General features: G+C 63.0%; 16 protein-coding genes and 5 pseudogenes (1 of these 21 cut by a window edge). 7 read left to right on the top strand and 14 right to left on the bottom strand.

Annotation, left to right across the window (positions count from 1 at the left end):
* Positions 1-446, bottom strand: a pseudogene (ettA, locus tag B2V21_RS15505) (energy-dependent translational throttle protein EttA); it reaches 1,202 nt to the left of the window's first position.
* A gap of 1,180 nt (positions 447-1,626) precedes the next feature.
* Here ettA and B2V21_RS15500 point away from each other — a divergent pair.
* Together B2V21_RS15500 and glyA are read left to right on the top strand one after the other, a co-directional pair.
* Positions 1,627-4,245, top strand: a pseudogene (locus tag B2V21_RS15500) (sensor domain-containing protein); the annotation flags it as partial.
* A 235-nt stretch (positions 4,246-4,480) separates the two neighbouring features.
* A pseudogene (glyA, locus tag B2V21_RS15495) lies at positions 4,481-5,727 on the top strand (serine hydroxymethyltransferase).
* A 202-nt stretch (positions 5,728-5,929) separates the two neighbouring features.
* Here the strand turns inward: glyA and yjiA are convergent.
* The 3 genes from yjiA to B2V21_RS15480 form a co-directional block, all read right to left on the bottom strand.
* Positions 5,930-6,889, bottom strand: coding sequence for a GTPase (gene yjiA, locus B2V21_RS15490; RefSeq protein ID WP_236690514.1), 960 nt, complete (start codon positions 6,887-6,889; stop codon positions 5,930-5,932).
* Positions 6,890-7,035: 146 nt separating this feature from the next.
* Positions 7,036-7,233, bottom strand: a complete 198-nt coding sequence (locus B2V21_RS15485; protein ID WP_043192786.1) for a YbdD/YjiX family protein — start codon at positions 7,231-7,233, stop codon at positions 7,036-7,038.
* A gap of 18 nt (positions 7,234-7,251) precedes the next feature.
* Entirely contained in the window at positions 7,252-9,318 is a 2,067-nt protein-coding gene (locus tag B2V21_RS15480) for a carbon starvation CstA family protein (RefSeq protein WP_056844070.1), read from the bottom strand.
* 173 nt (positions 9,319-9,491) lie between these two features.
* Between B2V21_RS15480 and B2V21_RS15475 the strand changes: the two genes are divergently transcribed.
* Positions 9,492-9,953: a methyltransferase family protein gene (locus B2V21_RS15475; RefSeq protein ID WP_286917321.1), complete on the top strand. Its 462-nt coding sequence runs from the start codon at positions 9,492-9,494 to the stop codon at positions 9,951-9,953.
* 40 nt (positions 9,954-9,993) lie between these two features.
* Positions 9,994-10,362, top strand: coding sequence for a PilZ domain-containing protein (locus tag B2V21_RS15470; RefSeq protein ID WP_049860926.1), 369 nt, complete (start codon positions 9,994-9,996; stop codon positions 10,360-10,362).
* Between the two features lie 51 nt (positions 10,363-10,413).
* On the opposite strand, the gene B2V21_RS15465 is transcribed toward B2V21_RS15470, so the two are convergent.
* The 3 genes from B2V21_RS15465 to radA form a co-directional block, all read right to left on the bottom strand.
* A complete protein-coding gene (locus B2V21_RS15465) occupies positions 10,414-11,106 on the bottom strand; it encodes an HAD-IA family hydrolase (RefSeq protein ID WP_286917320.1) in 693 nt (230 codons plus the stop codon).
* Between the two features lie 106 nt (positions 11,107-11,212).
* Positions 11,213-12,448 (bottom strand): M20/M25/M40 family metallo-hydrolase, encoded by a 1,236-nt coding sequence (locus tag B2V21_RS15460; RefSeq protein ID WP_122742601.1) that lies wholly within the window; start codon positions 12,446-12,448, stop codon positions 11,213-11,215.
* A gap of 151 nt (positions 12,449-12,599) precedes the next feature.
* The gene (gene radA / locus B2V21_RS15455) at positions 12,600-13,967 is read right to left on the bottom strand and encodes a DNA repair protein RadA (RefSeq protein WP_049860923.1); all 1,368 of its coding nucleotides are present in this window, start codon (positions 13,965-13,967) and stop codon (positions 12,600-12,602) included.
* 211 nt (positions 13,968-14,178) lie between these two features.
* Here radA and mscL point away from each other — a divergent pair, with 211 nt between their 5' ends.
* Complete coding sequence (mscL, locus tag B2V21_RS15450; RefSeq protein ID WP_286917319.1) at positions 14,179-14,631, top strand: large-conductance mechanosensitive channel protein MscL; 453 nt, start codon at positions 14,179-14,181, stop codon at positions 14,629-14,631.
* Positions 14,632-14,785: 154 nt separating this feature from the next.
* On the opposite strand, the gene B2V21_RS15445 is transcribed toward mscL, so the two are convergent.
* Positions 14,786-15,562 carry a ferredoxin--NADP reductase gene (locus B2V21_RS15445; protein ID WP_049860921.1) on the bottom strand — a complete coding sequence of 259 codons (777 nt, stop codon included), beginning with the start codon at positions 15,560-15,562 and terminating at the stop codon, positions 14,786-14,788.
* A gap of 150 nt (positions 15,563-15,712) precedes the next feature.
* Here B2V21_RS15445 and B2V21_RS15440 point away from each other — a divergent pair.
* A pseudogene (locus tag B2V21_RS15440) lies at positions 15,713-16,797 on the top strand (methyltransferase).
* A gap of 85 nt (positions 16,798-16,882) precedes the next feature.
* Here the strand turns inward: B2V21_RS15440 and B2V21_RS15435 are convergent.
* From B2V21_RS15435 to B2V21_RS15410, 6 genes are all read right to left on the bottom strand, one after another.
* Entirely contained in the window at positions 16,883-17,044 is a 162-nt protein-coding gene (locus B2V21_RS15435) for a DUF2474 domain-containing protein (RefSeq protein ID WP_084139847.1), read from the bottom strand.
* A 52-nt stretch (positions 17,045-17,096) separates the two neighbouring features.
* Entirely contained in the window at positions 17,097-18,104 is a 1,008-nt protein-coding gene (gene cydB / locus B2V21_RS15430; RefSeq protein WP_056844062.1) for a cytochrome d ubiquinol oxidase subunit II, read from the bottom strand.
* A gap of 2 nt (positions 18,105-18,106) precedes the next feature.
* On the bottom strand, positions 18,107-19,543 hold the full coding sequence (locus B2V21_RS15425; protein ID WP_090360407.1) for a cytochrome ubiquinol oxidase subunit I: 1,437 nt from the start codon (positions 19,541-19,543) through the stop codon (positions 18,107-18,109).
* A 330-nt stretch (positions 19,544-19,873) separates the two neighbouring features.
* Positions 19,874-22,063: a xanthine dehydrogenase family protein molybdopterin-binding subunit gene (locus B2V21_RS15420; protein WP_286917318.1), complete on the bottom strand. Its 2,190-nt coding sequence runs from the start codon at positions 22,061-22,063 to the stop codon at positions 19,874-19,876.
* The gene (locus B2V21_RS15415) at positions 22,060-23,049 is read right to left on the bottom strand and encodes an FAD binding domain-containing protein (RefSeq protein WP_286917317.1); all 990 of its coding nucleotides are present in this window, start codon (positions 23,047-23,049) and stop codon (positions 22,060-22,062) included. The genes B2V21_RS15420 and B2V21_RS15415 overlap by 4 nt, the downstream gene beginning before the upstream one ends.
* Entirely contained in the window at positions 23,046-23,564 is a 519-nt protein-coding gene (locus B2V21_RS15410; protein WP_049860915.1) for a (2Fe-2S)-binding protein, read from the bottom strand. Before B2V21_RS15410 ends, B2V21_RS15415 begins: the two co-directional genes overlap by 4 nt.
* 165 nt (positions 23,565-23,729) lie before the next feature.
* Between B2V21_RS15410 and B2V21_RS21625 the strand changes: the two are divergent.
* Positions 23,730-23,920, top strand: a pseudogene (locus B2V21_RS21625) (hypothetical protein); the annotation flags it as partial.

Below are 23,920 nucleotides of genomic sequence, written 5' to 3'. Positions count from 1 at the left end.
TCGGCGGCGACTTCCAGCTGGCGCTCCAGGTTGTGGCCGTCGCTGGCCTGCAGGATGGCTTCCAGCTTGGCCTGTTCGGCGGCCAGCTTGTCGAAGTCGGCATCCGGCTCGGCGTAGGCGGCGTAGACTTCGTCCAGGCGAGCCTGGGCGTCCTTGATCACGCTGACCGCTTCCTCGACCACTTCACGCACAGTCTTGGTCGGGTCCAGCTGAGGTTCCTGAGGCAGGTAGCCGACGTTGAGCTCGGGCATCGGCCGGGCTTCGCCGTCGAACTCCTTGTCGACACCGGCCATGATCTTGAGCAGGGTGGATTTGCCCGAGCCGTTGAGGCCGAGCACGCCGATCTTGGCGCCGGGGAAAAAGGACAGCGAGATGTTCTTGAGGATTTCCCGCTTCGGCGGAACGACTTTGCTCAGCCGATGCATGGTGTAGACGTATTGAGCCATGGAATGAACCTGGATAAAGAAGGTGCGAGATAGAGGATGGAAGCTTGGGCCCCCGCAAGGTGTTCAAAGCTACCGGAATGCGGGAGTCAGGGCAAACCAGTGCGTGCCTGGGCGATGGTCTGCAGGGGTGGTGGATCGCGGCGCGGTACGGTGGCGTCTGCCGACGCGGCTTGCGCCGCTGCTACATGGACTGGGCACGCCTTGCGCGGCGCGCTGCGCTGCTACAGAAATCTAGCCGGATTTGGGCGCTACAGCTTATAGTGCGAGGTGTAACACGCATGATTCATGTGCCCATGCCTGGGTACACGCCTATGCCTGCCCACGACTGCCATATCGCAGGATGTTCAGTTTGCCCAATCTCAATCAGCCGTCATCCTTGCGCCCGCCTGTCCAAGGATCAGGTACTCCGCTGCACGGCACGTTGAAGGGCGCGCTGGCATTGCTGGTGTTGATGCTGCTGATGCTGCTGTTCTGGCAGCTGTTCGATCAGTTCCAGCGCACTCAGACGGACCAACGCCAGCACAGCATCGACTCCAGTGCGGACCTGGCCGATCACGTCAACCTGAACATGGCGCTCAATGCGCAGATCGTGCTCAACCAGTTGCTCACCACCCAGCCCTTCCCCAGCGCCCGGGAACGTGCCGAAACCGTTACCCGTGTACGTCGCTCGGTACCCGAGCTGCAAAGCCTGGCCTGGCTCAGTGGCGATGCCCGAATCATCGCCGACACCTTGATCGAAGCGAACGACGATGCTTTCATCACCGTTCTGGTCAGCCGCCTGGATGGCGACAGCCACTACTACACCAACAGCACGGCGGCAGACCTGGTCTATCTGTTGATCCGCCAGCCCGGTGAAAACACCAATGGCTACTGGTTGCTGCGCATGAGCCCGATCGTCATCAGTCGGCTCATTCATCAGGTCGAGCGTGGGCAGAACCCCGGCTGGGTCTTGGAAAACCATGTCGACAAGCACGTCATCAACCGCACCGACCCTGCCCCGATCAGCGCCTCCGAACTGAGCACCACCGAGCTGAACCAGAGTGTGCTGGTCACCCAGCTGAGCCATAGCGACTGGCAACTGCGCAGCCTGTTCGACGCCCGTCAGGCACGCTTGGCACTGCTGCCACCGCTGGTGGGTAAATGCCTGCTGGGCCTGCTGATTTCGCTGGTACCGTTGCTGGCGCTGTTGAGCATGCGCCGCCGTCAGCGCGAACTCAACGAAGAGCGTCGGCGCTATCGGGACATCTTTGAGGGCGCCGGCGTGGCGCTGTGCGTGCTCGATCTATCGGGTGTGCTGCCGTTGTTCGAACGGGTGGGGTTGAACGAGCGCACCGATCTTGGGCGGTGGCTTGAGGACAATCCGGCAACCCGTCAGGAGCTGTTGCAGGCACTGCGCATCACCGAAGTGAACCACGTTGCCCTGCGCGTGCTGCAAGTGCACACCAACGATCAGGCGTGGCGCAAGCTGATCGAAGGCTGGTCGGACCGGGCCACTGGCATCGGCCATCAATTGATCGGGGCGCTGCTGGAGCGTCAGCAGCAATTGGAGCTGGAGATCCGCCTGGACAACCAGCAGGGTCACGATCAGTACCTGTGGGTGACGGTGCGCTTTCCCGAACACGCCAAGGATTACCACGCGGTCATTCTCAGTATCACCGACGTCACCAGCCACAGGACCGCGAGCGAATCGCTACGCCAGAGCGAAAAACGCCATCGCATGCTCGCCGAAAGCATCAGCGACGTGATCTTTTCCACCAACAACCGCATGGAGCTTAACTACGTCAGCCCTTCGGTGCAGACGGTGCTGGGCTTCGACGCGGACTGGGTGATGCAGAACGGCTGGCAGGGCATGCTGGCCAATCCTGCACAGCTGACGGGTATCAACGCGCTGCTGACCCAGGTCCACCAGGCGCTGCATGCGCCGGCCGAGCTGGCGGCCCTGCGCAGCGACCTCAAGACCCAGGTGTTCATGTTCGACTGCCTGCGCAACGACGGGCGCAAGATTCCCATCGAGCTACGCCTGGTGTTGATCTGGGACACCCAGGGGACTTTCGAAGGCATTCTGGGCGTGGGTCGCGACGTCAGCCAGCAACGTCGCGCCGAAAAGGACCTGCGCATGGCCGCCACGGTGTTCGAGCATTCGACGTCGGCGATTCTGATCACCGATCCGGCGGGCTACATCGTGCAGGCCAACGAGGCCTTCAGCCGTGTCAGCGGTTATGCCGTGGCCCAGGTGCTGGACCAGTTGCCGAACATGCTGACCGTGGATGACCAGCAGGAAGCGCACCTGCGTTACGTGCTCAAGCAACTGCAACAGCGCGGCACCTGGGAAGGCGAGGTCTGGCTCAAGCGGCGCAACGGCGAGCACTACCCGGCCTGGGTCGGCATCACCGCGGTACTCGACGACGAAGGCGACCTGGCCAGCTACGTGTGCTTCTTCAGCGACATCAGCGAGCGCAAGGCCAGTGAGCAGCGCATTCATCGCCTGGCCTACTACGATGCCCTGACCCACCTGCCCAACCGCACGCTGTTCCAGGACCGCCTGTACAACGCCCTGCAGCAAGCCGAGCGCCAGCAATCGTGGGTGGTGCTGATGTTCCTCGACCTCGACCGCTTCAAGCCGATCAACGACTCCCTCGGCCACGCCGCCGGTGACCGTATGCTCAAGGACATGGCCACGCGCCTGTTGGGCTGCGTCGACGATGACGACACGGTGGCGCGCATGGGCGGCGACGAGTTCACCCTGCTGCTGCAACCGCGCGCCACCCGCGAGCTGGCGTTGAATCAGGCCATTCATGTGGCGGAGCAGATTCTCGGCAGCCTGGTCAAACCCTTCGTGCTGGAGGGCCGCGAGTTCTTTGTCACCGCCAGTGTGGGCATCGCCTTGAGCCCTCAGGACGGCAGCGAACTCAGCCAACTGATGAAAAACGCCGACACGGCCATGTACCACGCCAAGGAGCGTGGCAAGAACAACTTCCAGTTCTACCAGGCCGACATGAACGCCACGGCGCTGGAGCGTCTGGAGCTGGAAAGCGACTTGCGCCACGCCCTGGAACAACAGGAATTCGTGCTGTACTACCAGCCGCAGTTCAGCGGCGATGGCAAGCGCCTGACCGGTGCCGAGGCCTTGTTGCGCTGGAATCATCCACGCCGTGGCCTGGTGCCGCCGGTCGAGTTCATTCCGGTGCTCGAAGAGCTTGGCCTGGTAGTAGATGTGGGCGACTGGGTCCTGGCCGAGGCTTGTCGCCAGCTCAAGGCCTGGCATCTGGCCAAGGTGCGCGTGCCCAAGATCTCGGTGAACATCTCCGCGCGGCAGTTCGCCGATGGTCAGTTGGGCAATCGCATCGCCCGGATGCTGGAAATCACTGGTCTGCCACCGGCGTGCCTGGAGCTGGAACTGACCGAGAGCATCCTGATGCGCGAGGTCAACGAAGCCATGATGATTCTCGACACTTTGAAGAATCTCGGCTTGAGCATTGCCGTCGATGACTTCGGCACTGGCTATTCGTCGCTCAATTATCTGAAGCAGTTCCCCATCGACGTGCTGAAGATCGACCGCACCTTCGTCGATGGCCTGCCGTCCGGCGAGCAGGATGCGCAGATTGCGCGGGCGATCATCGCCATGGCGCACAGCCTGAATCTCTCGGTCATCGCCGAGGGCGTGGAAACCCATGAACAGTTGGAGTTCCTGCGCGAGCATGGCTGCGATGAGGTTCAGGGCTACCTGTTCGGCCGCCCGATGCAGGCCCATCGCTTCGAGACTCAGTTCAGCAACGACGCGCTGTTTCTGCTTCAGTGACTACGCGCAGGATCTGACCCCGTAGGAGCGGTCTTTGGCCGCGATGGGGTCGATGCGGTGGGTCAGGTGGACTGCGGTGAGGCTTTCGCGGCCGATGACCGCTCCTACGGCATGAGTGGACACAACCAGACATGAAGCCCGCTTGTCCACGCGATGACTGCCTTTCATATGCCAGACAAAAGCCGATGGGGTAGAATGCTCGCCTTTCCCAACATCCCGATCCCCGAGGACCGCCATGTTCAGCCGTAGCCAGACACTCGCCAAGTACGATGCCGATCTCTTTGCCGCCATGGAGCAAGAAGCCCAGCGCCAGGAAGATCACATCGAGCTGATTGCCTCGGAAAACTACACCAGTCCCGCTGTGATGGAAGCCCAGGGCTCGGTGCTGACCAACAAGTACGCCGAANNGGCAAGCGCTACTACGGCGGCTGCGAGTTCGTCGACGTGATCGAGCAACTGGCCATCGACCGCGCCAAGGAGCTGTTCGGCGCCGACTACGCTAACGTTCAGCCGCACGCCGGCTCCCAAGCCAACAGCGCGGTCTACCTGGCCCTGCTGCAGGCAGGCGATACCATCCTGGGCATGAGCCTGGCCCACGGCGGTCACCTGACCCACGGCGCCAGCGTTTCTTCGTCGGGCAAGCTGTACAACGCCGTCCAGTACGGCATCGATGCCCAGGGCCTGATCGACTACGACGAAGTCGAGCGCCTGGCGCTGGAGCACAAGCCGAAGATGATCGTGGCCGGTTTCTCCGCCTACTCGCAGATCCTCGACTTCCCGCGCTTCCGTGAAATCGCCGACAAGGTCGATGCCTACCTGTTCGTCGACATGGCCCACGTGGCCGGTCTGGTTGCCGCTGGCGTGTACCCCAATCCGGTGCCGTTCGCCGACGTGGTCACCACCACCACCCACAAGACCCTGCGCGGCCCTCGTGGCGGCCTGATTCTCGCGCGTGCCAATGCCGAGATCGAGAAGAAGCTCAACTCGGCGGTGTTCCCAGGTGCCCAGGGTGGCCCGCTGGAGCACGTCATTGCCGCCAAGGCCGTGTGCTTCAAGGAAGCGCTGCAGCCCGAGTTCAAGACCTACCAGCAGCAGGTCGTGAAGAACGCCCAGGCCATGGCCAAGGTGTTCATCGACCGTGGTTTCGACGTGGTTTCCGGTGGTACCGAGAACCATCTGTTCCTGCTGTCGCTGATCAAGCAGGACATTTCCGGCAAGGACGCAGACGCGGCGCTGGGCAAGGCATTCATTACCGTCAACAAGAACTCGGTGCCCAATGACCCTCGCTCGCCGTTCGTGACCTCCGGCCTGCGCTTTGGTACGCCTGCTGTGACCACTCGTGGTTTCAAGGAAGCCGAGTGCCAGGAACTGGCCGGGTGGATCTGCGACATTCTGGCTGATCTGAACAATGAAGCAGTGATCGATGCCGTGCGCCAGAAGGTCCAGGCTATCTGCGCGAAGCTGCCGGTTTATTCGGCGTAAGGGTTGGCGGTATTCCTGTTGCTGCGGCGCAGGCCGCGTCAGGCGTCACCGCGTTGTGTCAGATATTTCGCGGAGACCGCCGACGCGGCTTGCGCCGCTGCTACAGGGATCGCATCAGTTTGTAGCCGCGTCCAGCGTCACCCTCTGTAGCAGCGGCGCGAGCCGCGTCCCGCGTTGCCGCGGTGTGTTGGGTACGCGGGATTCAGAGCTGGTCGAATCCGGCGCGGATCTTGGCTTCGGGTAGATCATCGGCGATGAAGACCATCACGCTTTCGCGTACCTCCCCCGGGGCCCATTCGGTGTCCCAGTCGAAGCCGTAGAGCTTCAATACGCCCTGGAACACCAGGCGTCGATCTTCCCCCGCGATACTCAACACGCCCTTGTAGCGCAGCAGTTGCTTGCCGTGCTCTTCCAGCAGTTCGTTCATGAAGGTACTGAGGCGGTCGATGTCCAGCGGCTTGTCGGTGCGCAACACCAGGCTGGCGATGCGGTCCACGCTGGGCCCCTGATTGACCGGGCGCAGTGCCAGGCCGGCATTGAGATTGAAGCCTCGCACATCGAGCAGCTCCGCCAGATCGATTCGACCGTGCTCGACCACACGGATCGGCGCGCGTCGGTTGATGCGAGTCAGGCGCTCGCTCAGTTCGTCGAACACCGAAGGCGCGACCAGATCGGTCTTGCTGATCAGCAGGCGGTCGGCGAAACCCACCTGTGCCTGGGCGATGGTCTGAGCCAGATGGATACCCGCGTGGGCAGCGTCCACCAACGTGAGGATGCCGTCCAGAATGTAGCGTTCGCGCAGTTCTTCATCGATGAAGAAGGTCTGGGCGACCGGCGCCGGGTCGGCCAGGCCGGTGCATTCGATGACCAGACGATCGAAGGCGATTTCGCCGCTGTCCAGACGCTCCAGCAGCAGGTACAGCGCCTTGGTCAGGTCGGTGTGAATGGTGCAGCACACGCAGCCGTTGGCCAGGGTCATGGTCTGCACGGGCTCGTCGCCCAACAGCTGAGTGTCGATGCCGGCATCGCTGAATTCGTTCTCGATCACGGCGATCTTCAGGCCGTGTTCGGCCTTGAGCATGTGGCGCAGCAAGGTGGTCTTGCCGGCGCCGAGAAAGCCGCTGAGGATGGTGACGGGAATGGGGGGGGCGGCTTCGGACAAGGTTGTTGGCTCCACAATCATTTATATGCAAATGGCCTCTTCGCGGCCACTGGCCGCCCCTACAGGGATATTCGATCACGTGTAGGAGCGGCCAGTGGCCGCGAAAGGGCCATCACTCAAGACACATCTCTACGAGATGGCATGCCTCAACAGCACTTGGGCCCACCCTTGCCACCGTATCTGGCCTCCTGGCGTTCGCGGAAGAACGCCTCGTAGTCCATCATCGGCTTGTCCGGGTGCTTGGTCTGCATGTGCTCGACGTAATTGTCGTAGTCCGGCATGCCCACCATCAGACGTGCCGCCTGGCCCAGGTATTTTCCCAACTTGCTCAGGTCATTGAACATGGCGGCAGCCCTCGGTCATCACGCATTGGGGAACGGCTGGAACGGTGCTTCCTTGTCGGTACGTTCCTTCTTGCCCCAGGCGGCGACGCCGACCTTCAAGGCGAAGAACAGGATGCTGAAGACCACCAGCAGGAACAGTACGGTCAGGGTTGCGTTGGTGTAGGCATTGAAGATCACGTGCTGCATCTGCTCCACGCTCTTGGCCGGCGCAAGCACTTGGCCCTGGGCCAGAGCGGCGCTGTACTTGTTGGCCAGGGCCAGGAAGCCGACCGCCGGATTGGCGTCGAACAGCTTGATGAAGCCTGCGGTGGTGGTGCAGATCAGCAGCCAGACGGCCGGCAGCATGGTGACCCAGATGTAGCGCTGACGCTTCATCTTGATCAGCACGACGGTGGCGAGCATCAGGGCGATACCGGCGAGCATCTGGTTGGAGATGCCGAACAGTGGCCACAAGGTGTTGATGCCGCCCAACGGATCGATCACGCCCTGGTATAGCAACCAGCCCCACAACGCGACGCAGCCGGCGGTGGCAATGACGTTGGCGGTCCAGGACTCGGTGCGCTTGAGCGCCGGGACGAACGAGCCGAGCAGGTCCTGCAGCATGAAGCGGCCGGCACGGGTACCCGCGTCCACGGCGGTCAGGATGAACAGCGCTTCGAACAGGATCGCGAAGTGGTACCAGAAGGCCATGGTGTTTTCACCCGGCAGCACCGAATGCAGGATCTGCGCGATACCCACGGCCAACGTCGGCGCACCACCGGCGCGCGCCAGGATGGTGGTTTCGCCGATGTCATGGGCAACCGCCTGCAGCGCTTCCGGCGTGATGGCGAAGCCCCAGCTGCTGACCGCCGTGGCCACTGCGACCACATCGGTACCGACCACTGCGGCCGGGCTGTTCATGGCGAAGTACACGCCTGGCTCGATCACCGAAGCGGCGACCATGGCCATGATCGCCACGAACGACTCCATCAACATGCCGCCGTAGCCGATGTAGCGGGCGTTGGTTTCGTTGTCCAGCAGCTTGGGCGTGGTGCCCGAGGAGATCAGCGCGTGGAAGCCGGACACCGCGCCACAGGCGATGGTGATGAACAGGAACGGGAACAGACCGCCCTTCCATACCGGGCCGGTGCCGTCGGTGAACTGGGTCAGCGCGGGCATCTTCAGTTCCGGCATGGTCACCAGAATGCCGATGGCCAGGGCGATGATGGTGCCGATCTTGAGGAAGGTGGAGAGGTAATCACGCGGAGCCAGGATCAGCCACACGGGCAGCACGGCGGCAACGAAGCCATAGCCGATCAGCATCCAGACGATCTGCACACCGGTGAAGGTGAAGGCCTTGGCCCAGACCGGATCGGCGGCCACCTGACCACCCAGCCAGATCGAGAGCAGCAGCAGGAGCACGCCGATGATGGAGATTTCACCGATGCGGCCCGGGCGGATGTAGCGCATGTACACGCCCATGAACATCGCGATGGGAATGGTGGCCATGACCGTGAAGATGCCCCACGGACTTTCGGCGAGCGCCTTGACCACGATCAATGCCAGCACGGCGAGGATGATGATCATGATCAGGAAGCAACCGAACAGGGCGATGGTGCCGGGGATTCGGCCCATTTCCTCGCGCACCATGTCGCCCAGCGAGCGGCCGTTGCGGCGGGTGGACAGGAACAGCACCATGAAGTCCTGCACGGCACCGGCCAGCACCACGCCGGCGATCAGCCACAGCGTGCCGGGCAGATAGCCCATCTGCGCGGCGAGTACCGGGCCGACCAGGGGTCCGGCGCCGGCGATGGCGGCGAAGTGGTGCCCGAAGAGGATGTGCTTGTTGGTCGGTACGTAGTCCAGACCGTCGTTGTTGAGCACCGCGGGCGTGGCGCGGCGCGGGTCGAGCTGCATGACGTGGTTGGCGATGAACAGGCTGTAGTAGCGGTAGGCGACCAGGTAGATGGCCACGGCCGCGACGACGATCCATAACGCGTTGATTGCTTCACCGCGGCGAAGCGCAACGACGCCCAGGGCACAGGCACCAATGATCGCCACGATCAGCCACGGAACGTGGCGGAACGCACTGCTATTGTTTTTCATATTATTGTTTCCAGCTCAGTGGATGAGTGTCAGCCTTATCGAGTCTAGCGATTTTTTGTCCGAAGGCCATCCCCACGTTGGTCTAGAGCGGCGCGGCGCATGACCCGATGATGGACCGGAACACCCGGCGCCCGTGCCGGTCGCACTAAAGGTGTCCCTTGCGAGTCCGCCCCATGCCCAAGCCACCCGCACGCGCCCCCCTCCCCCCGCCATTGCTGTATCTGGCGTTCATCGCCGTGGCCATGGCGTTGAGCTATGCACTGCCCATCGCACTGCCGGTCAACAGCTGGACCGCAGCGACCGCGGCGGCCTTGATCATCCTCGGTCAGGGTCTGTCGTTCTGGGCCATGCTGCGTTTCAAGCGTCAGCACACCGCGACCAGCAACTTCGATGCGCCTCAGGAACTGCAGCGCGACGGACCGTTCGCGCTGTCGCGCAACCCGATCAACCTGGGCGACACCCTGGCCTATGTCGCGCTGTCGCTGCTGATGGGCAGCCTGTGGCCATGGTTATTGCTGCCGGTGTTGCTGTACCTGATGAACTGGTTGGTGATCCAGCCCGACGAAATCCAGCTCGAAGCGCTGTTTGGCGACGCTTATCGCCAGTATTGTCGACGGGTTCGCCGCTGGCTCTGAGCCACTGCGCTATAGTCCAGCAAAACTCGAGGACCCGATCATGACGCAACCCCATACCGAACGCCGTCGCTTCAAACGCATCGCCTTCGATGCCAAGACCGAACTGCGCCAAGGCACCGAGCGCTGGCCGGTGAAGCTGCTCGACCTGTCATTGAAGGGGCTGTTGATCGAAAAGCCGTCGCCTTGGCTGGGCGATGCCGACAAGCCCTTCAATGTGGATGTGAAACTGGGGCCACAGGAAGATGTGGTGATGGAGGTCAAGCTGGCCCATGACGACCATGGGCAGCTGGGGTTCGTGTGCACCCATATTGGCCTGGATTCGATCAGCCATTTGCGTCGGCTGATCGAACTCAATCTGGGCGACCCCCAGGAGCTGGAGCGCGAGCTGGGGGCTTTGTTGGAGGTTTGAGGTCGGCGGCGAGGCCTTCGCGGCCGATGACCGCTCCTACGGCGAATATTGCTACACCAGGTGGGCCGGCAGCCCCCATTGGGCGGGGTCGAAGCCCAGCAGGCTTTGCAGTCGATCGTCGGCGTGGTGGTAGCGCTCCGGGGCCATGGCGGCATCGGGGACGGCGATGGCGAACATGCCGGCGGCCTTGGCGGCGGTGACGCCGAAGGGTGAGTCCTCGAACACCAGGCAGTCCTTGGGCTCTACGCCCAGGCGCTTGGCCGCGACCAGAAAGATATCCGGCGCCGGCTTGGCCGCACCCACTTCCGGGTCATCGGCGGTGACGATGGTGTCGAACAGCGCGAACCACTCTTCATGCAACGTGGTTTTCATCGCGAAATGCCCACGGGACGAACTGGTGCCCACAGCGATCGGAATATTGTTCGCCTTCAAGTGCCGCACCAGTGCCTCGGCGCCGGCCATGGCCTGCGCGTGGGGAAAGCGCTCGGCCATCAGTGGCGCGCGCGCTTCCATGAATTCGGCGGGCGTCAAGGGCAGGCCCAGGGTTTCGACAATATAGGTCGACAGGTCGTTGGCGCCCAGGCCAATGGTGTTCTGCTTGATGCTCCAGTCGAAGACCTTGCCGTAACGCTCGGCAATCATCTGCGTGACTTCGGTGTAGATGCCCTCGGTGTTCAGAAGCAGGCCATCCATATCGAAGATGACGGCCTTGACGGGGCCCATGCCCGTTACTGCAGTGTTCATAGGGCGTGCTCCGTGGTCGTTGAGAAGGCCCCAGAGTACGGGTGCGGTCGGGGGTTGAGCAAGTCGCAGCGCCGACGCCTTCACCAGGCGCCAGCGCTGCGGTAGCTCACGGCGCCGACAGGGTGCGAATCATCGACAACGTCAGGTACAGCCGCGGCGCGATGCTGCTCAGCTCGATGTATTCGTCATCGGCGTGCAGGCCCGCGCCCACCACGCCCATGGTTTCCAGTACCGCAGGCTTGTCGCTGCCTGGCACATAGGCGTAGCCGGCGTCGGTGCCGAAGCGCATGGCGATCGGTTCGATGGACTTGTCGATCGCCGCGTAGGCCTTCTGCGCGACCCCGGCCAACTGCTCGGAGCCGCTGTTCTTGGCCAGGGGCGGCCGGCCTTTTTCCAGACGCAGGCTGACCTGGGTGTCGTCGATCAGCTGCTTGCGGATCAGGCGCTGGCCTTGGGCAAGCACGCGGTCGGTTTCCTCGATGTCCGAGTAGCGCATGTCGGCCTCGGCCGTCGCGATGGCGGGGATGATGTTGCGCTTCTCACCCGCCTTGGCCATGGTCCAGTTCACCGTGGTGCCCTTGTCGGGATCACCCAGGTCCTTGAGCTGGACCAGCTGGTGAGCCAGTTCGGTGAGCGCATTGCGCCCGTCTTCGGGCGCGGAGCCGGCGTGGGACGAACGCCCCTTGACCTCTAGGAACAGCCCGTTGATGCCGTTGGTGGCGGTGGTCACTGCGTCCTTGTTCGGTGGTTCGTAGGAAAAGACGTAGTCGTGTTGAGCGGCCAGTTCGGCGATGATTTTTTTCGAGCCGGCCGAGCCCATTTCTTCGTCCGGGTTGAACAGCACGGTGAGCGTGCCGTAGCCGTCGAAGCCCTGGGCCTTGAGCAGTTTCAGCGCGTGCAGGATCATCGCCACCCCGCCCTTGGCATCGGCCACACCTGGGCCATAGGCACGCTCCTGGTCGGTGCGGAACGGGCGCTTGGCCGCAGTGCCGGGCCCGAACACGGTGTCGTAGTGGACCATGAGCAGGAAATTCTTGCTGCCGGTGCCCTTGAAGGTGCCGACGATGTTGTCGCCTACCGACGGTGTGGCCGGGGTGGTCTGGACCGTGGCGCCCAGTTCCTTGAGACGCTTGACCAGCAGTGCGCTGATCGTCGCCAGGCCTTTTTCCTGGCCGGTACCGGTGTCGACCGAAACCAGCTCCTTGACCGTTTCCAGGTAGCTAGGTTGTTCAGCCTGGGCTTGTTTATAGAGGTCGGCGGCGGGAAGCTCGGCGGCGTGGGTCGACAGGGAGAACAGGCAGGCTGCAGCGATTGCGGTGATGCGTGAGGGTCGAACAGGCATGGGTCGGAAGCCTCGGGCGGGTGCGGTTTTTGTAGGCAGGATTGGCCTCTTCGCGGGCAGAGACCCGCTCCCACAGTGGAACGGTGGGAGCGTCTGCGCCGATAGGGCAAGTCCTGACACCCAACAACCTTAGCCTACTGCGGTGATCGTGCTACTCGAACAAAGCATCCAGCGCCTGCTCGAGGCGGGTCACGGCGATGATCTGCAGGCCCGGTGGGGCCTCCTTGGGGGCGTTGGCCTTGGGCACGATGGCGCGCTTGAAGCCGTGCTTGGCCGCTTCCTTGAGCCGCTCCTGACCACTGGGGACCGGGCGCACCTCGCCGGACAGACCCACTTCGCCGAACACCAGCAGGTCGTGGGGCAGCGGGCGGTTGCGCAGGCTGGACATGATCGCCGCAAGCAGCGCCAGGTCGGAGGCGGTTTCCAGCACTTTCACCCCGCCCACCACGTTGAGGAACACGTCCTGGTCGTGGGTGGGAATGCCGCCGTGCCGATGCAGCACCGCCAGCAGCATGGCCAGACGGTTCTGGTCCAGGCCCAGGGTGACTCGCCGTGGGTTGGACAGATGGCTGTCGTCGACCAGGGCCTGCACTTCCACCAGCATCGGCCGAGTGCCTTCCCACGTAGCCATGACCACACTGCCGGGGACTTCTTCCTGGGCTCGGGTCAGAAAGATCGCCGACGGGTTGGAGACTTCCTTGAGGCCCTTGTCGGTCATGCCGAACACGCCCAGCTCGTTGACCGCGCCGAAGCGGTTCTTCACGGCGCGCAGCAAGCGCAGGCGGCCATCGGATTCACCTTCGAAGTAGAGCACGGTGTCGACCATGTGCTCGAGTACGCGAGGGCCAGCCAGGGCGCCTTCCTTGGTCACGTGGCCGACCAGGAAGATGGCCGTGCCGCTCTGCTTGGCGTAGCGCACCAGCAGCGCCGCGCTTTCACGCACCTGGGACACGCCGCCGGGCGCGGACTGCAGGTTTTCGGTGAAGATGGTCTGGATCGAGTCGATCACCATGACCTTGGGCTGTTCGACCTTGGCGGTGGCGATGATGGTTTCGATGCAGGTCTCGGTCATCACCTTGAGCTTGTCCTGGGGCAACCCCAGGCGCCGCGCACGCATGGCGACCTGCTGCTGCGACTCTTCGCCGGTGACGTACAGCGCAGGCATGCGCGTGGCGATGTTGCACAGGGTCTGCAGGAGGATGGTCGACTTGCCGATGCCCGGATCGCCGCCGATCAGCACCACCGAGCCATCGACCAGACCGCCGCCGAGCACACGGTCCAGTTCGGCCGAGGCGGTCGAGAAGCGCGGGATCTCCTCGATGCTGACTTCGGCCAGGGTCTTGAGCTGGGCCTGCTGCCCTGCCCAGCCGGTGCGGCCGCTGGGCGGTGCGGCGGCGCCGCTTTCGATGACCGTTTCCACCAGGGTGTTCCAGGCACCGCATTCGCCGCATTGGCCGGCCCATTTGGGGAACGTGGCACCGCACTCGGTGCAGCCGTACATGCGCTTTGCCTTGGCCATGAAAATTCCTGTTCGAAAAGTGCGCTCATGATAATCGAGCGCGCTGTAATAGTGGGTAAATCAAGCCCTTGCAGCGCGGAAAAGCGGCTAGTCTGTACTTTGACAAAACTTCTCGGGCGCAGCTGTGTCCCTTGCAGCAGGCGTGGAAAATGAAGCAATACGCTGACTTGGACTGCGTTGACCAACCTCATCTGTAATAAGGAATAACCTCATGAGCGTGCTAAGTGAATTCAAGGCCTTTGCGGTCAAGGGCAATGTAGTCGACATGGCCGTTGGTATCATCATCGGTGCAGCCTTCGGCAAGATCGTTTCATCCTTCGTGGGCGATGTGATCATGCCGCCGCTCGGGCTGCTGATCGGTGGCGTGGATTTCAGCGACCTGGCCATCACGCTGCGTGCGGCGGTCGGTGATGCGCCGGCGGTGGTATTGGCCTATGGCAAATTCATCCAGACAGTCGTCGACTTCATCATCGTGGCGTTTGCCATCTTCATGGGGGTGAAGGCCATCAACCGCCTGCGCCATCAGGAAGAGAAGAAACCTGCGGCGCCTGCTGCACCTTCCAAGGAAGAAGTGCTGCTGAGCGAAATCCGTGACCTGCTCAAAGAGCAGAATGGCAAAGGCACCGTGGTCACCACTGCACCGACGTCTGGTCCGCAGATCTGATACCGCGTTGAGCTTTCGCGGCCGATGACCGCTCCTACAGAAGAACCACACTCACATTGTAGGAGCGGTCTGTGGCCGCGAAGGGTCAATGCGGTGAGTCAGGTAGACCTCGGTGAAGCTTTCGCGGCCATAGACCGCTCCTACGGGATGACTGCTACCAGTAGTTCTCGACGGCGACCTGGCCGGGACGGCGGCTCAGGCTGAGGTTCATGTCACGGCCCTTGAGCAGTTGGCGGGTGTCGTCGATCATCTGGGGATTGCCGCAGATCATCACCCGTGAATGCTCCGGCACCAGTTCCAATCCGGCAGCTTTTTCCAGCTCGCCATTCTGAATGAGATCGGTGATACGGCCATGCAACGTGCCCGGCACCTGCTCCCGGGTCACGATCGGGATGAACTGTAGCTTGCCGGCAAACTCGGCCAGGTAGTCCCGCTGTTCCAGGCCAGCGATCAACTCTCGGTACGCCAACTCCTGACCTTCCCGCGCGCTGTATACGAGCTTGATGTGCTCGAATTTTTCCCACACGGGAAAGTCCTGCAGGATCGACACGAAAGGGGCCACGCCGGTGCCGGTCGCCAGCATCCACAGGTCACGGCCGTCGACGAAGCGATCCAGGGTCAGATAACCCGTTGCCAGCTTTTCCACCAGCAGCTCGTCTCCCGGGCGCAACCGGCTCAGTTCACTCGTGAACTCGCCACCCGGCACGACGATGGAGAAGAATTCGAGAAACTCATCGAAGGGCGAGGACGCCATCGAATAGGCGCGCCACACCACGCTGCCATCGGCCTTGGTCACCCCCAGGCGGGCGAACTGACCGGCGACGAAGCGGAAACCGGCGTCGCGGGTGGTGCGCAGGGTGAACAGGCTGGGGGTCAGCGGCTGGACCTCGAGGATGGTCTGGCGGGTGAATTTTTCTGCGCTGGCAGTCATGGGGCGCTCCGGGGCTCAAGTGCCGGTATTTTCCCGCAAACCGCTGCAGATAAACACCGTTGGTTTGTGTGGCCACCGGGGAGCGCGCCTGTAGGAACTGCATGCGATCGGGTAGAATCGCGCCTTTATTGCCGCTTCGTGCCTTCTGCCATGCCTGTACTGACTTCGCCCTTCGCTGAGCTCGACCTGATCCGCCAGCCCGATCAACCCAACGAGCCGTTGCAGGCGTTCGATGCGGCCGACGAGTACCTGCTGGCGCACATGGCCGAGCATCCCCTGCCCGCCCAGGCACGCGTGCTGATTCTCAACGACAGCTTCGGCGCGCTGGCCATCAGCCTGCAAGGCTCGGTGCAGGTGGTCAGCAGTGGCGATTCATTCCTCGGCGCATTGGGGCTGGAGAAGAACCTGACCCGCAATGGCCTGCCATTCGACAGCATCGAATTCATCCCCGCGAGCGCGCCGGTGCAGGGTCCGTTCGACCGCGTGCTGGTGCGTGTACCCAAGACCCTGGCCCTGCTCGAAGAACAGCTGATCCGCCTGCACGGCCACCTGGCGCCTGGTGCCGAGGTGGTCGCTGCCGGCATGGTCAAGCACTTGCCCCACGCTGCAGGTGATCTGCTGGAGAAATACATCGGCACGATGCGACCGTCACTGGCGGTCAAGAAGGCTCGACTGTTGATCGCCACTGACGAAGGCAAGCCCGCGCCGGTATCGCCCTACCCGACCCGCTATCAGCTGGACNNCGCGAAGGGCTGGACATCGGCACCCGCGCGTTCCTCCCGCACCTGCCGTGCAACCTCGGCGCAGCGCGGGTCGCCGACCTGGGCTGTGGCAACGGCGTGCTGGCCATCGCCAGCGCCCTGGCCAATCCGCAGGCTCACTACACGCTGGTAGACGAGTCGTTCATGGCCGTGCAATCGGCGCAGGAAAACTGGCAGGCGGCCCTGGGTGCGCGTCAGGTCGAGGTGCGCGCCGGTGATGGCCTTGCCAGCCAGGCGCCGCAGTCGCTGGACGTGGTGCTGTGCAATCCGCCGTTCCACCAGCAGCAGGTAGTGGGTGACTTCCTCGCCTGGCGCATGTTCCAGCAGGCACGCGAAGCGCTGGTCACCGGCGGCGACCTGTACATCGTCGGCAACCGCCATCTGGGTTATCACAGCAAACTGGCCAGGCTGTTCCGCGGCGTCGAACAGGTGGCTGCCACGCCCAAGTTCGTGGTGCTACGCGCGCGCAAGTGAGCGCAACGGTGCGTTTGAAGAGCAAAAAAAAGCCCTCGCAAGGAGGGCTGTAAAAAAAGCACTGCCAGAGCAGCACTGATGGGATTCAGTGGGATTTCATCCCGGCCGCCGTCATGAACAGGCGGATCAACATGGCAAACACGCCCAGCGCGACGACGCTGCCGGCATAGATCACCACCAGCCAGCCCAAGCGTTTCCACAAGGGCTTTTTCTCTTCGCTGTGCGTAACGATCGGTTTCTCGCTCATGCTTCTACTCCTGCCCGACCCAGGCCTTGCAGCCTGGGCAGCGGCGGTTGGACTAGTGGTAGCCGTCTTCGTGGGTGACCTTGCCGCGGAACACGTAGTAGCTCCAGAAGGTGTACACCAGGATAATCGGGATGATGAACAGCGTGCCCACCAGGATGAAGCCCTGGCTCTGTGGCGGCGACGACGCGTCCCAGATCGAGATCGACGGTGGGATGATGTTCGGCCACAGGCTGATGCCCAGCCCGCTGTAACCCAGGAATACCAGCAGCAGGGTCAGCAGGAACGGCGTGTAGTGCGCGTTGCGCTTCACCGAACGCAGCAACCCGACCACCGTGGCCAGCACCAGGATCGGCACCGGCAGGAAGTAGAACAGGTTCGGCGTGCTGAACCAGCGCGTGGCGATGTCGCCATGGGCCAACGGTGTCCAGATGCTCACGATACCGGTGACGATCAACAGCCCGTAGGTCAGTGGCGGTGCCAGCTTGTGCATGGCCTGCTGCAGGCTGCCTTCGGTCTTCATGATCAGCCAGGTGCAGCCGAGCAAGGCGTAGGCCACGATCAGCGCCAGGCCACAAAACAGGCTGAACGGCGTCAGCCAGTCCAGGCCGCCCCCGGCGTAGTTGCGGCCGACCACGGGAATGCCGTCGATGTACGCGCCCAGCGCCACGCCCTGAAAGAAGGTCGCTGTCAGCGAGCCGCCGATGAACGCCTTGTCCCACACGTGGCGCTTGGCTGCGGTCGCCTTGAAGCGGAACTCGAACGCCACGCCGCGGAAGATCAAACCCATCAGCATCAGAATCAGCGGTAGGTACAGGGCCGACAGCACCACCGAGTAGGCCAGCGGAAACGCGCCGAACAGCGCTGCGCCGCCCAGTACCAGCCAAGTTTCGTTGCCGTCCCAGACCGGTGCCACGGTGTTCATCATGACGTCGCGGTCGCCTTCATCCTTCATGAAGGGAAACAGGATGCCGATGCCCAGGTCGAAGCCGTCCATGATCACGTACATCATGATGCCGAAGATGATGATCACGGCCCAGATGAATGGAAGATCGATACCCATGCTTAGTGCCCCTTGCTCAAGGTGTCGGTTTGGCCTTCTTCCGTGCCTTCATGGGCAGCGGACAGAGGACGTGCAGGGGTGCGCTGGGTACCAGGACCGCCGGTGTTGATTGTTTCTTCGTGTGCCTTCGGACCCTTGCGCACCAGGCGCATCATGTAGCCCAGGCCCACGCCGAACAGCGAGAAGTACACTACGACGAACATCACCAGGGTGATGCTCATCTGCGTGACGCTGTGGTTTGAGGAAGCATCGGCGGTGCGCATCAGGCCGTAGACCACCCACGGCTGACGGCCGATCTCGGTGGTGAACCAGCCCGCCAGCAGGGCGATCAGGCCCGATGGCCCCATCCACAAGGTCAGGTAGAGGAATGGACGGCAGGTGAACAGCGCGTCTTTCTTGCGCAGCCACACGCTCCACAGACCGACGAAGATCATCAGCATGCCCAGGCCGGCCATGACCCGGAACGACCAGAAGACGATGGTTGAGTTGGGTCGGTCTTCCTTGGGAAAGGATTTGAGCGCCGGCACCTGCTTGTCCAGGCTGTGGGTCAGGATCAGGCTGCCCAGATAGGGAATCTCGACCGCGAAGCGGGTTTTCTCCGCTTCCATGTCGGGCCAGCCGAAGAGGATCAGCGGGGTGGCTTCGTCACCCTTGTTTTCCCAGTGGCCTTCGATCGCGGCGATCTTGGCGGGCTGGTGCTCCAGGGTATTCAGGCCGTGCATGTCGCCGACGAAGGCCTGCACCGGGGCGACGATCAACGCCATCCACATGGCCATGGAGAACATCCGGCGGATGGCCGGTGTGTTGCGCCCGCGCAGCAGGTGCCAGGCGGCCGAGGCGCCGACGAAGAACGCCGTGGCGACGAAGGCGGCGATGGACATGTGCGCCAGGCGGAACGGGAACGAGGGGTTGAAGACCACCGCGAACCAGTCGACCGGGATCACTCGACCGTCGATGATCTCGTGGCCCTGAGGGGTCTGCATCCAGCTGTTGGACGCCAGGATCCAGAACGTCGAGATCAAGGTGCCGATCGCCACCATCACTGTCGAGAAGAAGTGCAGGCCGCGGCCCACGCGGTTCCAGCCAAACAGCATGACGCCCAGGAAGCCCGCTTCCAGGAAGAACGCCGTCAGTACTTCGTAGGTGAGCAACGGGCCGGTAACGGCGCCGGCGAAGTCGGAGAAGCGACTCCAGTTGGTACCGAACTGGTACGCCATGACCAGGCCGGAGACCACGCCCATGCCGAAGTTGACTGCGAATATCTTCGACCAGAAGTGATACAGGTCGCGGTAGGTGTCGTCACGGGTTTTCAGCCACATGCCTTCGAGCACGGCCAGGTAGCTGGCCAGACCGATGGTGATGGCAGGAAACAGAATGTGGAACGAGACCGTAAACGCAAACTGCATTCGGGCGAGATCGATTGCCTCTAAACCGAACATGGGGCTTCCTCTATCAGGTGAACCGGCGCGGGCGGGCAGCCCATGCCAGCGGCCCCTGCGAGGGAAGCGCGGTCTGATGACTTCGTTCTGCTTGGTTCCACGACGCAGGGATTGTGGCCGTTTGGCCGCCATGCCGCGCCGGACGAGGCGTTGACATGGATCAAGATACCGTCAAAGAGTAGCCCTGTTTGCGCGATTGGGCTGTGTGGTTTAGTGCCGCACGACCGGATGTCGCACCCGGTTTACTTTCGTCTGGTATGGGGTTTGCGCAGCTCATCTGTTACCCGAAAACACCGGCCGGTGCAGTGCGCACCGGCCGGAATCGAGCTTTCAGAGCACCTTGTCGAGGGTGATGGGGAACTCGCGGACACGCTTGCCGGTGGCGTGGTAGATGGCGTTGGCCACGGCGGCCGCGACACCGACGATGCCGATCTCGCCGACGCCCTTGGAACCCAGGGCGTTGACGATGTCGTCGGGCTCATCGACGAAGATCACGTCGATGTCGTTGATGTCGGCATTCACCGGAATGTGGTACTCGGCCAGGCTATGGTTCATGAAGCGGCCCAGGTTATGGTCGGTCTGGGTTTCTTCCTGCAGGGCCATGCCCAAGCCCCAGACCACGCCGCCGAGGATCTGGCTGCGGGCCATCTTCGGGTTCACCACACGACCGGCGGCCACGGCACTCACCACGCGGGTGACGCGGATGGTGCCCAGGTCTTCGTCCACTTCCACTTCGACGAAGACCGCCGAATGCGTGGCCGTGGCATAGCCTTCACGCTTCTTGTCCGGCTCGGCATCGACCTGGGCTTCGAAGGTGTCCATGCCGTCGATACCGCTCAGGTTCTGCAGCGACACGTGATGGCCTGGGCAGCGCAGCTCGCCGTCCTCGATGAACACCTGTGCAGGGTCGGCATCGGCAAACGCCGGATGCACCTGGCTGGCGGCGTGGATCAGCTTGGCCTTGAGCGCTTCACAGGCCTGCTGCACGGCGGTTCCTACCGACGATACGGTAAACGAGCCACCTTGCAGTGGCGCGGTGGGCAGCGACGAGTCGCCCAGCTTGAATTCCACGTCCTGTGCAGCAACACCGGCCGCCGCCGCAGCGATCTGGGTCATGACCGTGTAGGTGCCGGTGCCGATGTCGGTGGTTGCGCTGCTGACCACCAGCTTGCCTTGCTTGTCGATTTTGGCCTTGGCGCTGGCCGGCATCTGCATGGCCTCCCAGACCCCACCGGCCATGCCCATGCCAACCAACTGGTTGTCACGGCGCATGCTGCGCGGCTCCACCGTGCGCTGGCTCCAGCCGAAACGTTCGGCGCCCTGCTGGTAGCAGGCCTTGAGTTCCTTGCTGGAATACGGCTTGCCTTCGTTCTGGTTGGTGTCGGAGAAATTGACCAGGCGCAGTTGCACGGGGTCAATCTTGGCCGCCACGGCCAGCTCGTCCATCGCGCATTCCAGGCCGATCATGCCCAGGGCTGCGCCGGGAGCGCGCATGTCCAAAGGCGTGAACACGTCCAAGGGCACCAGGTTGTAGGTCAGCTTGACGTTGTCGCAGTGGTAGAGCATGCCGCTCCACTCCACGACATGCTCGGAGAAGTCTTCGAAACGCGAGGTCTGACCGGTCGCGGTGTGGCCGACTGCCTGCAGCTTGCCGTCGGCGTTGCAGGCCAGTTGCAGCTGCTGCACGGTGCGCGGACGGTAGCCGAAGGTGAACATCTGCTGGCGGGTCAGGGTCACGCGTACCGAGCGCTTGAGGTGCAGGGCGGCCATCACGGCCAGCGGCAGCTGGTACTGCGGACGCAGGCCGGAGCCGAAGGCGCCGCCGACGAAAGCAGCCATGACGCGGATCTTGTCCTTGTCCAGGCCGAACACGTTGGACAGATAGGTCTGGCAGTTCTGCGTGCTCTGGGTCTTGTCGTGGATCACCAGGCTGCCGTCGGCCTGATACAGCGCGGTGCTGGCATGGGGCTCCATCGGGTTGTGGTGCTCGACCGGCGTGTCGTAGGTGGCGTCGACGGTGATCGGGGCGGCAGCGTATTGCCCGGCGAAATCGCCGCGCGGTTCGGGCAGTTCAGCCGGCGCCGGCTTGGCGGCGGACAGTTGTGCGCGCAGGTCGGTCTGGTGAGGTTCCTGAGCGTATTCGATCTGCACCAGAGCGCCTGCATGGCGCGCCAGTTCCAGGTTTTCCGCGACGACCAGCGCCAGCGGCTGGCCGCTGTAGAGCACGTTGTCGTTATACAGCGGGCGAAACGGCGAGCCATCGGCGGCATCGTCGTCTTCGTATTTTTCGTCGTAACTGGCCAGCTTCGGGCGGTTGGTGTGGTCGATCACAGCCACCACGCCCGGCAGCGCCAGGGCCTTCGACGCATCGATGGACAGCACGCGGCCGTTGGCGATGGTGCTGGAGACCACGCTGCCGAACAGCAGGCCATCTTCGGGAAACTCGCCAGCGTAGCGCGCCTGGCCGGTTACCTTGAGCAGACCGTCGACGCGGTCCATGGGTTTGCCAAGTGTGCTCATCGCTGCATCTCCCCTTTGGCGGCATCGCTCAGGGCACGGACTATCGCGCGGCGGGCCAGCTTGATCTTGAAGGTGTTGTGTTGCAGACCGCGAGCGTCCTGCAACAGGGCGTCGGCAGCTTTGCCGAAGGTCTCGGCAGTGGCGGGCTGGCCGATCAGCAGGCGCTCCACCGCTTCATCGCGCCACGGCTTGTGGGCGACACCGCCCAGCGCCAGGCGGGCGTCGCGAATAGTCTCGCCGTCCAGCTCCAACGCTGCGGCAACCGACACCAGGGCGAAGGCATAGGAAGCGCGGTCGCGGATCTTCAGGTATTGGCTGTGGGCCGTGAAACCAGCGGCGGGCAGTTCTACCGCCGTGATCAGTTCGTCATCGGCCAACTGGTTGTCACGCTCGGGCGCGTCGTCCGGCAGGCGATGGAAGTCGGCGAATTCGATGGTGCGCGCGCCGTTCGGACCCTGCACATGGACCACGGCAGCCAACGCTGCCAGGGCTACACACATGTCCGAAGGATGGGTGGCGACACACTGCTCGCTGGCGCCCAGGATGGCGTGGATGCGATTCAAGCCGTCCTTGGCCGGGCAACCGGTGCCGGGCTCGCGTTTATTGCACGGCATTTTCGAATCGTAGAAGTAGTAGCAGCGCGTGCGCTGCAGCAGGTTGCCGCCGGTGCTGGCCATGTTGCGCAGCTGCGGCGAAGCACCGGCCAGGATCGCCTGGCTGAGCAACGGATAACGCTGCTCGATCAACGGGTGCCAGGCCAGGTCGGCATTGCTCACCAAGGCGCCGATGCGCACGCCGCCGTCGGCGGTTTCCTCGACTTCGCGCAGGGGCAGCCCGGTAATATCGATGAGCTGCTCGGGCTGCATGACGTTTTCTTTCATCAGGTCGAGCAGGTTGGTGCCACCGGCGATGAAGCGCGAGCGTGGACCGGCCAGGCGTACAGCTTCATCGACACCGGCAGGCTTGGCGTAGGTAAACGGATTCATGAGCGCTCCCCTCCCTGCACTTCGACCACTTCTTCGATGGCCGCGCGGATGTTGCTGTAGGCGCCGCAACGGCACAGGTTGCCGCTCATCAATTCCTTGATGTCGGCGCTGGAGTCGGCGCGGCCTTCGTTGATCAGGCCAACGGCCGAGCAGATCTGTCCCGGCGTGCAGTAGCCGCACTGGAAGGCATCGTGCTTGATGAACGCGGCCTGGACCGGATGCAGTTGATCACCCTGCGCCAGGCCTTCGATGGTGGTCAGCTCGGCGCCGTCGCACATCACGGCCAGGGTCAGGCAGGCGTTGACCCGCTTGCCATTGAGCAGCACGGTGCAGGCGCCGCACTGACCGTGGTCGCAGCCTTTTTTGCTGCCGACCAGGTCGAGCTGTTCGCGCAGCAGATCCAGCAGGGTGGTCCAGGGCAATACATCGAGCTGGCGCGACTGGCCATTGAGTTGCAGGGAAATGCTGTGGCTGGCGTACGGCTGCGCGCCAGCGCTGGAAGAAAGGGTGCTCATCGGGTCGACCTCACGGTGGTTCAGCTTGCGTGCGCGGCATTTTTCATGTCGCGTCGTTTGCAGGTACGACTTGGCACGCCGGTCATTCGTTCAGACGAGCTGATGAGTGTTTCCCCGCGACCGTGCTGGTATGATGCGCGGCTTTTTTTACCGCCCGGATGTGCTTTGCTATCAGGGTCGACACGACAACACTCGACAACAACGGTAACGGCGCAAAACGCGCCACAGGGAGCGGGCATGCTGGAAAGGCTGTTTCAACTCAAGGCGCACAACACCAACGTGCGCACGGAAATACTCGCCGGGGTCACCACCTTTCTGGCGATGGCCTACATCCTGTTCGTCAACCCCAGCATCCT

Source organism: Pseudomonas sp. UBA6276, assembly GCF_002438365.1.
GTDB classification, from domain to species: domain Bacteria; phylum Pseudomonadota; class Gammaproteobacteria; order Pseudomonadales; family Pseudomonadaceae; genus Aquipseudomonas; species Aquipseudomonas coleopterorum.
Note: the sequence above shows the minus strand (reverse complement) of the source record. Positions and strands in the feature narration are given on the sequence as shown.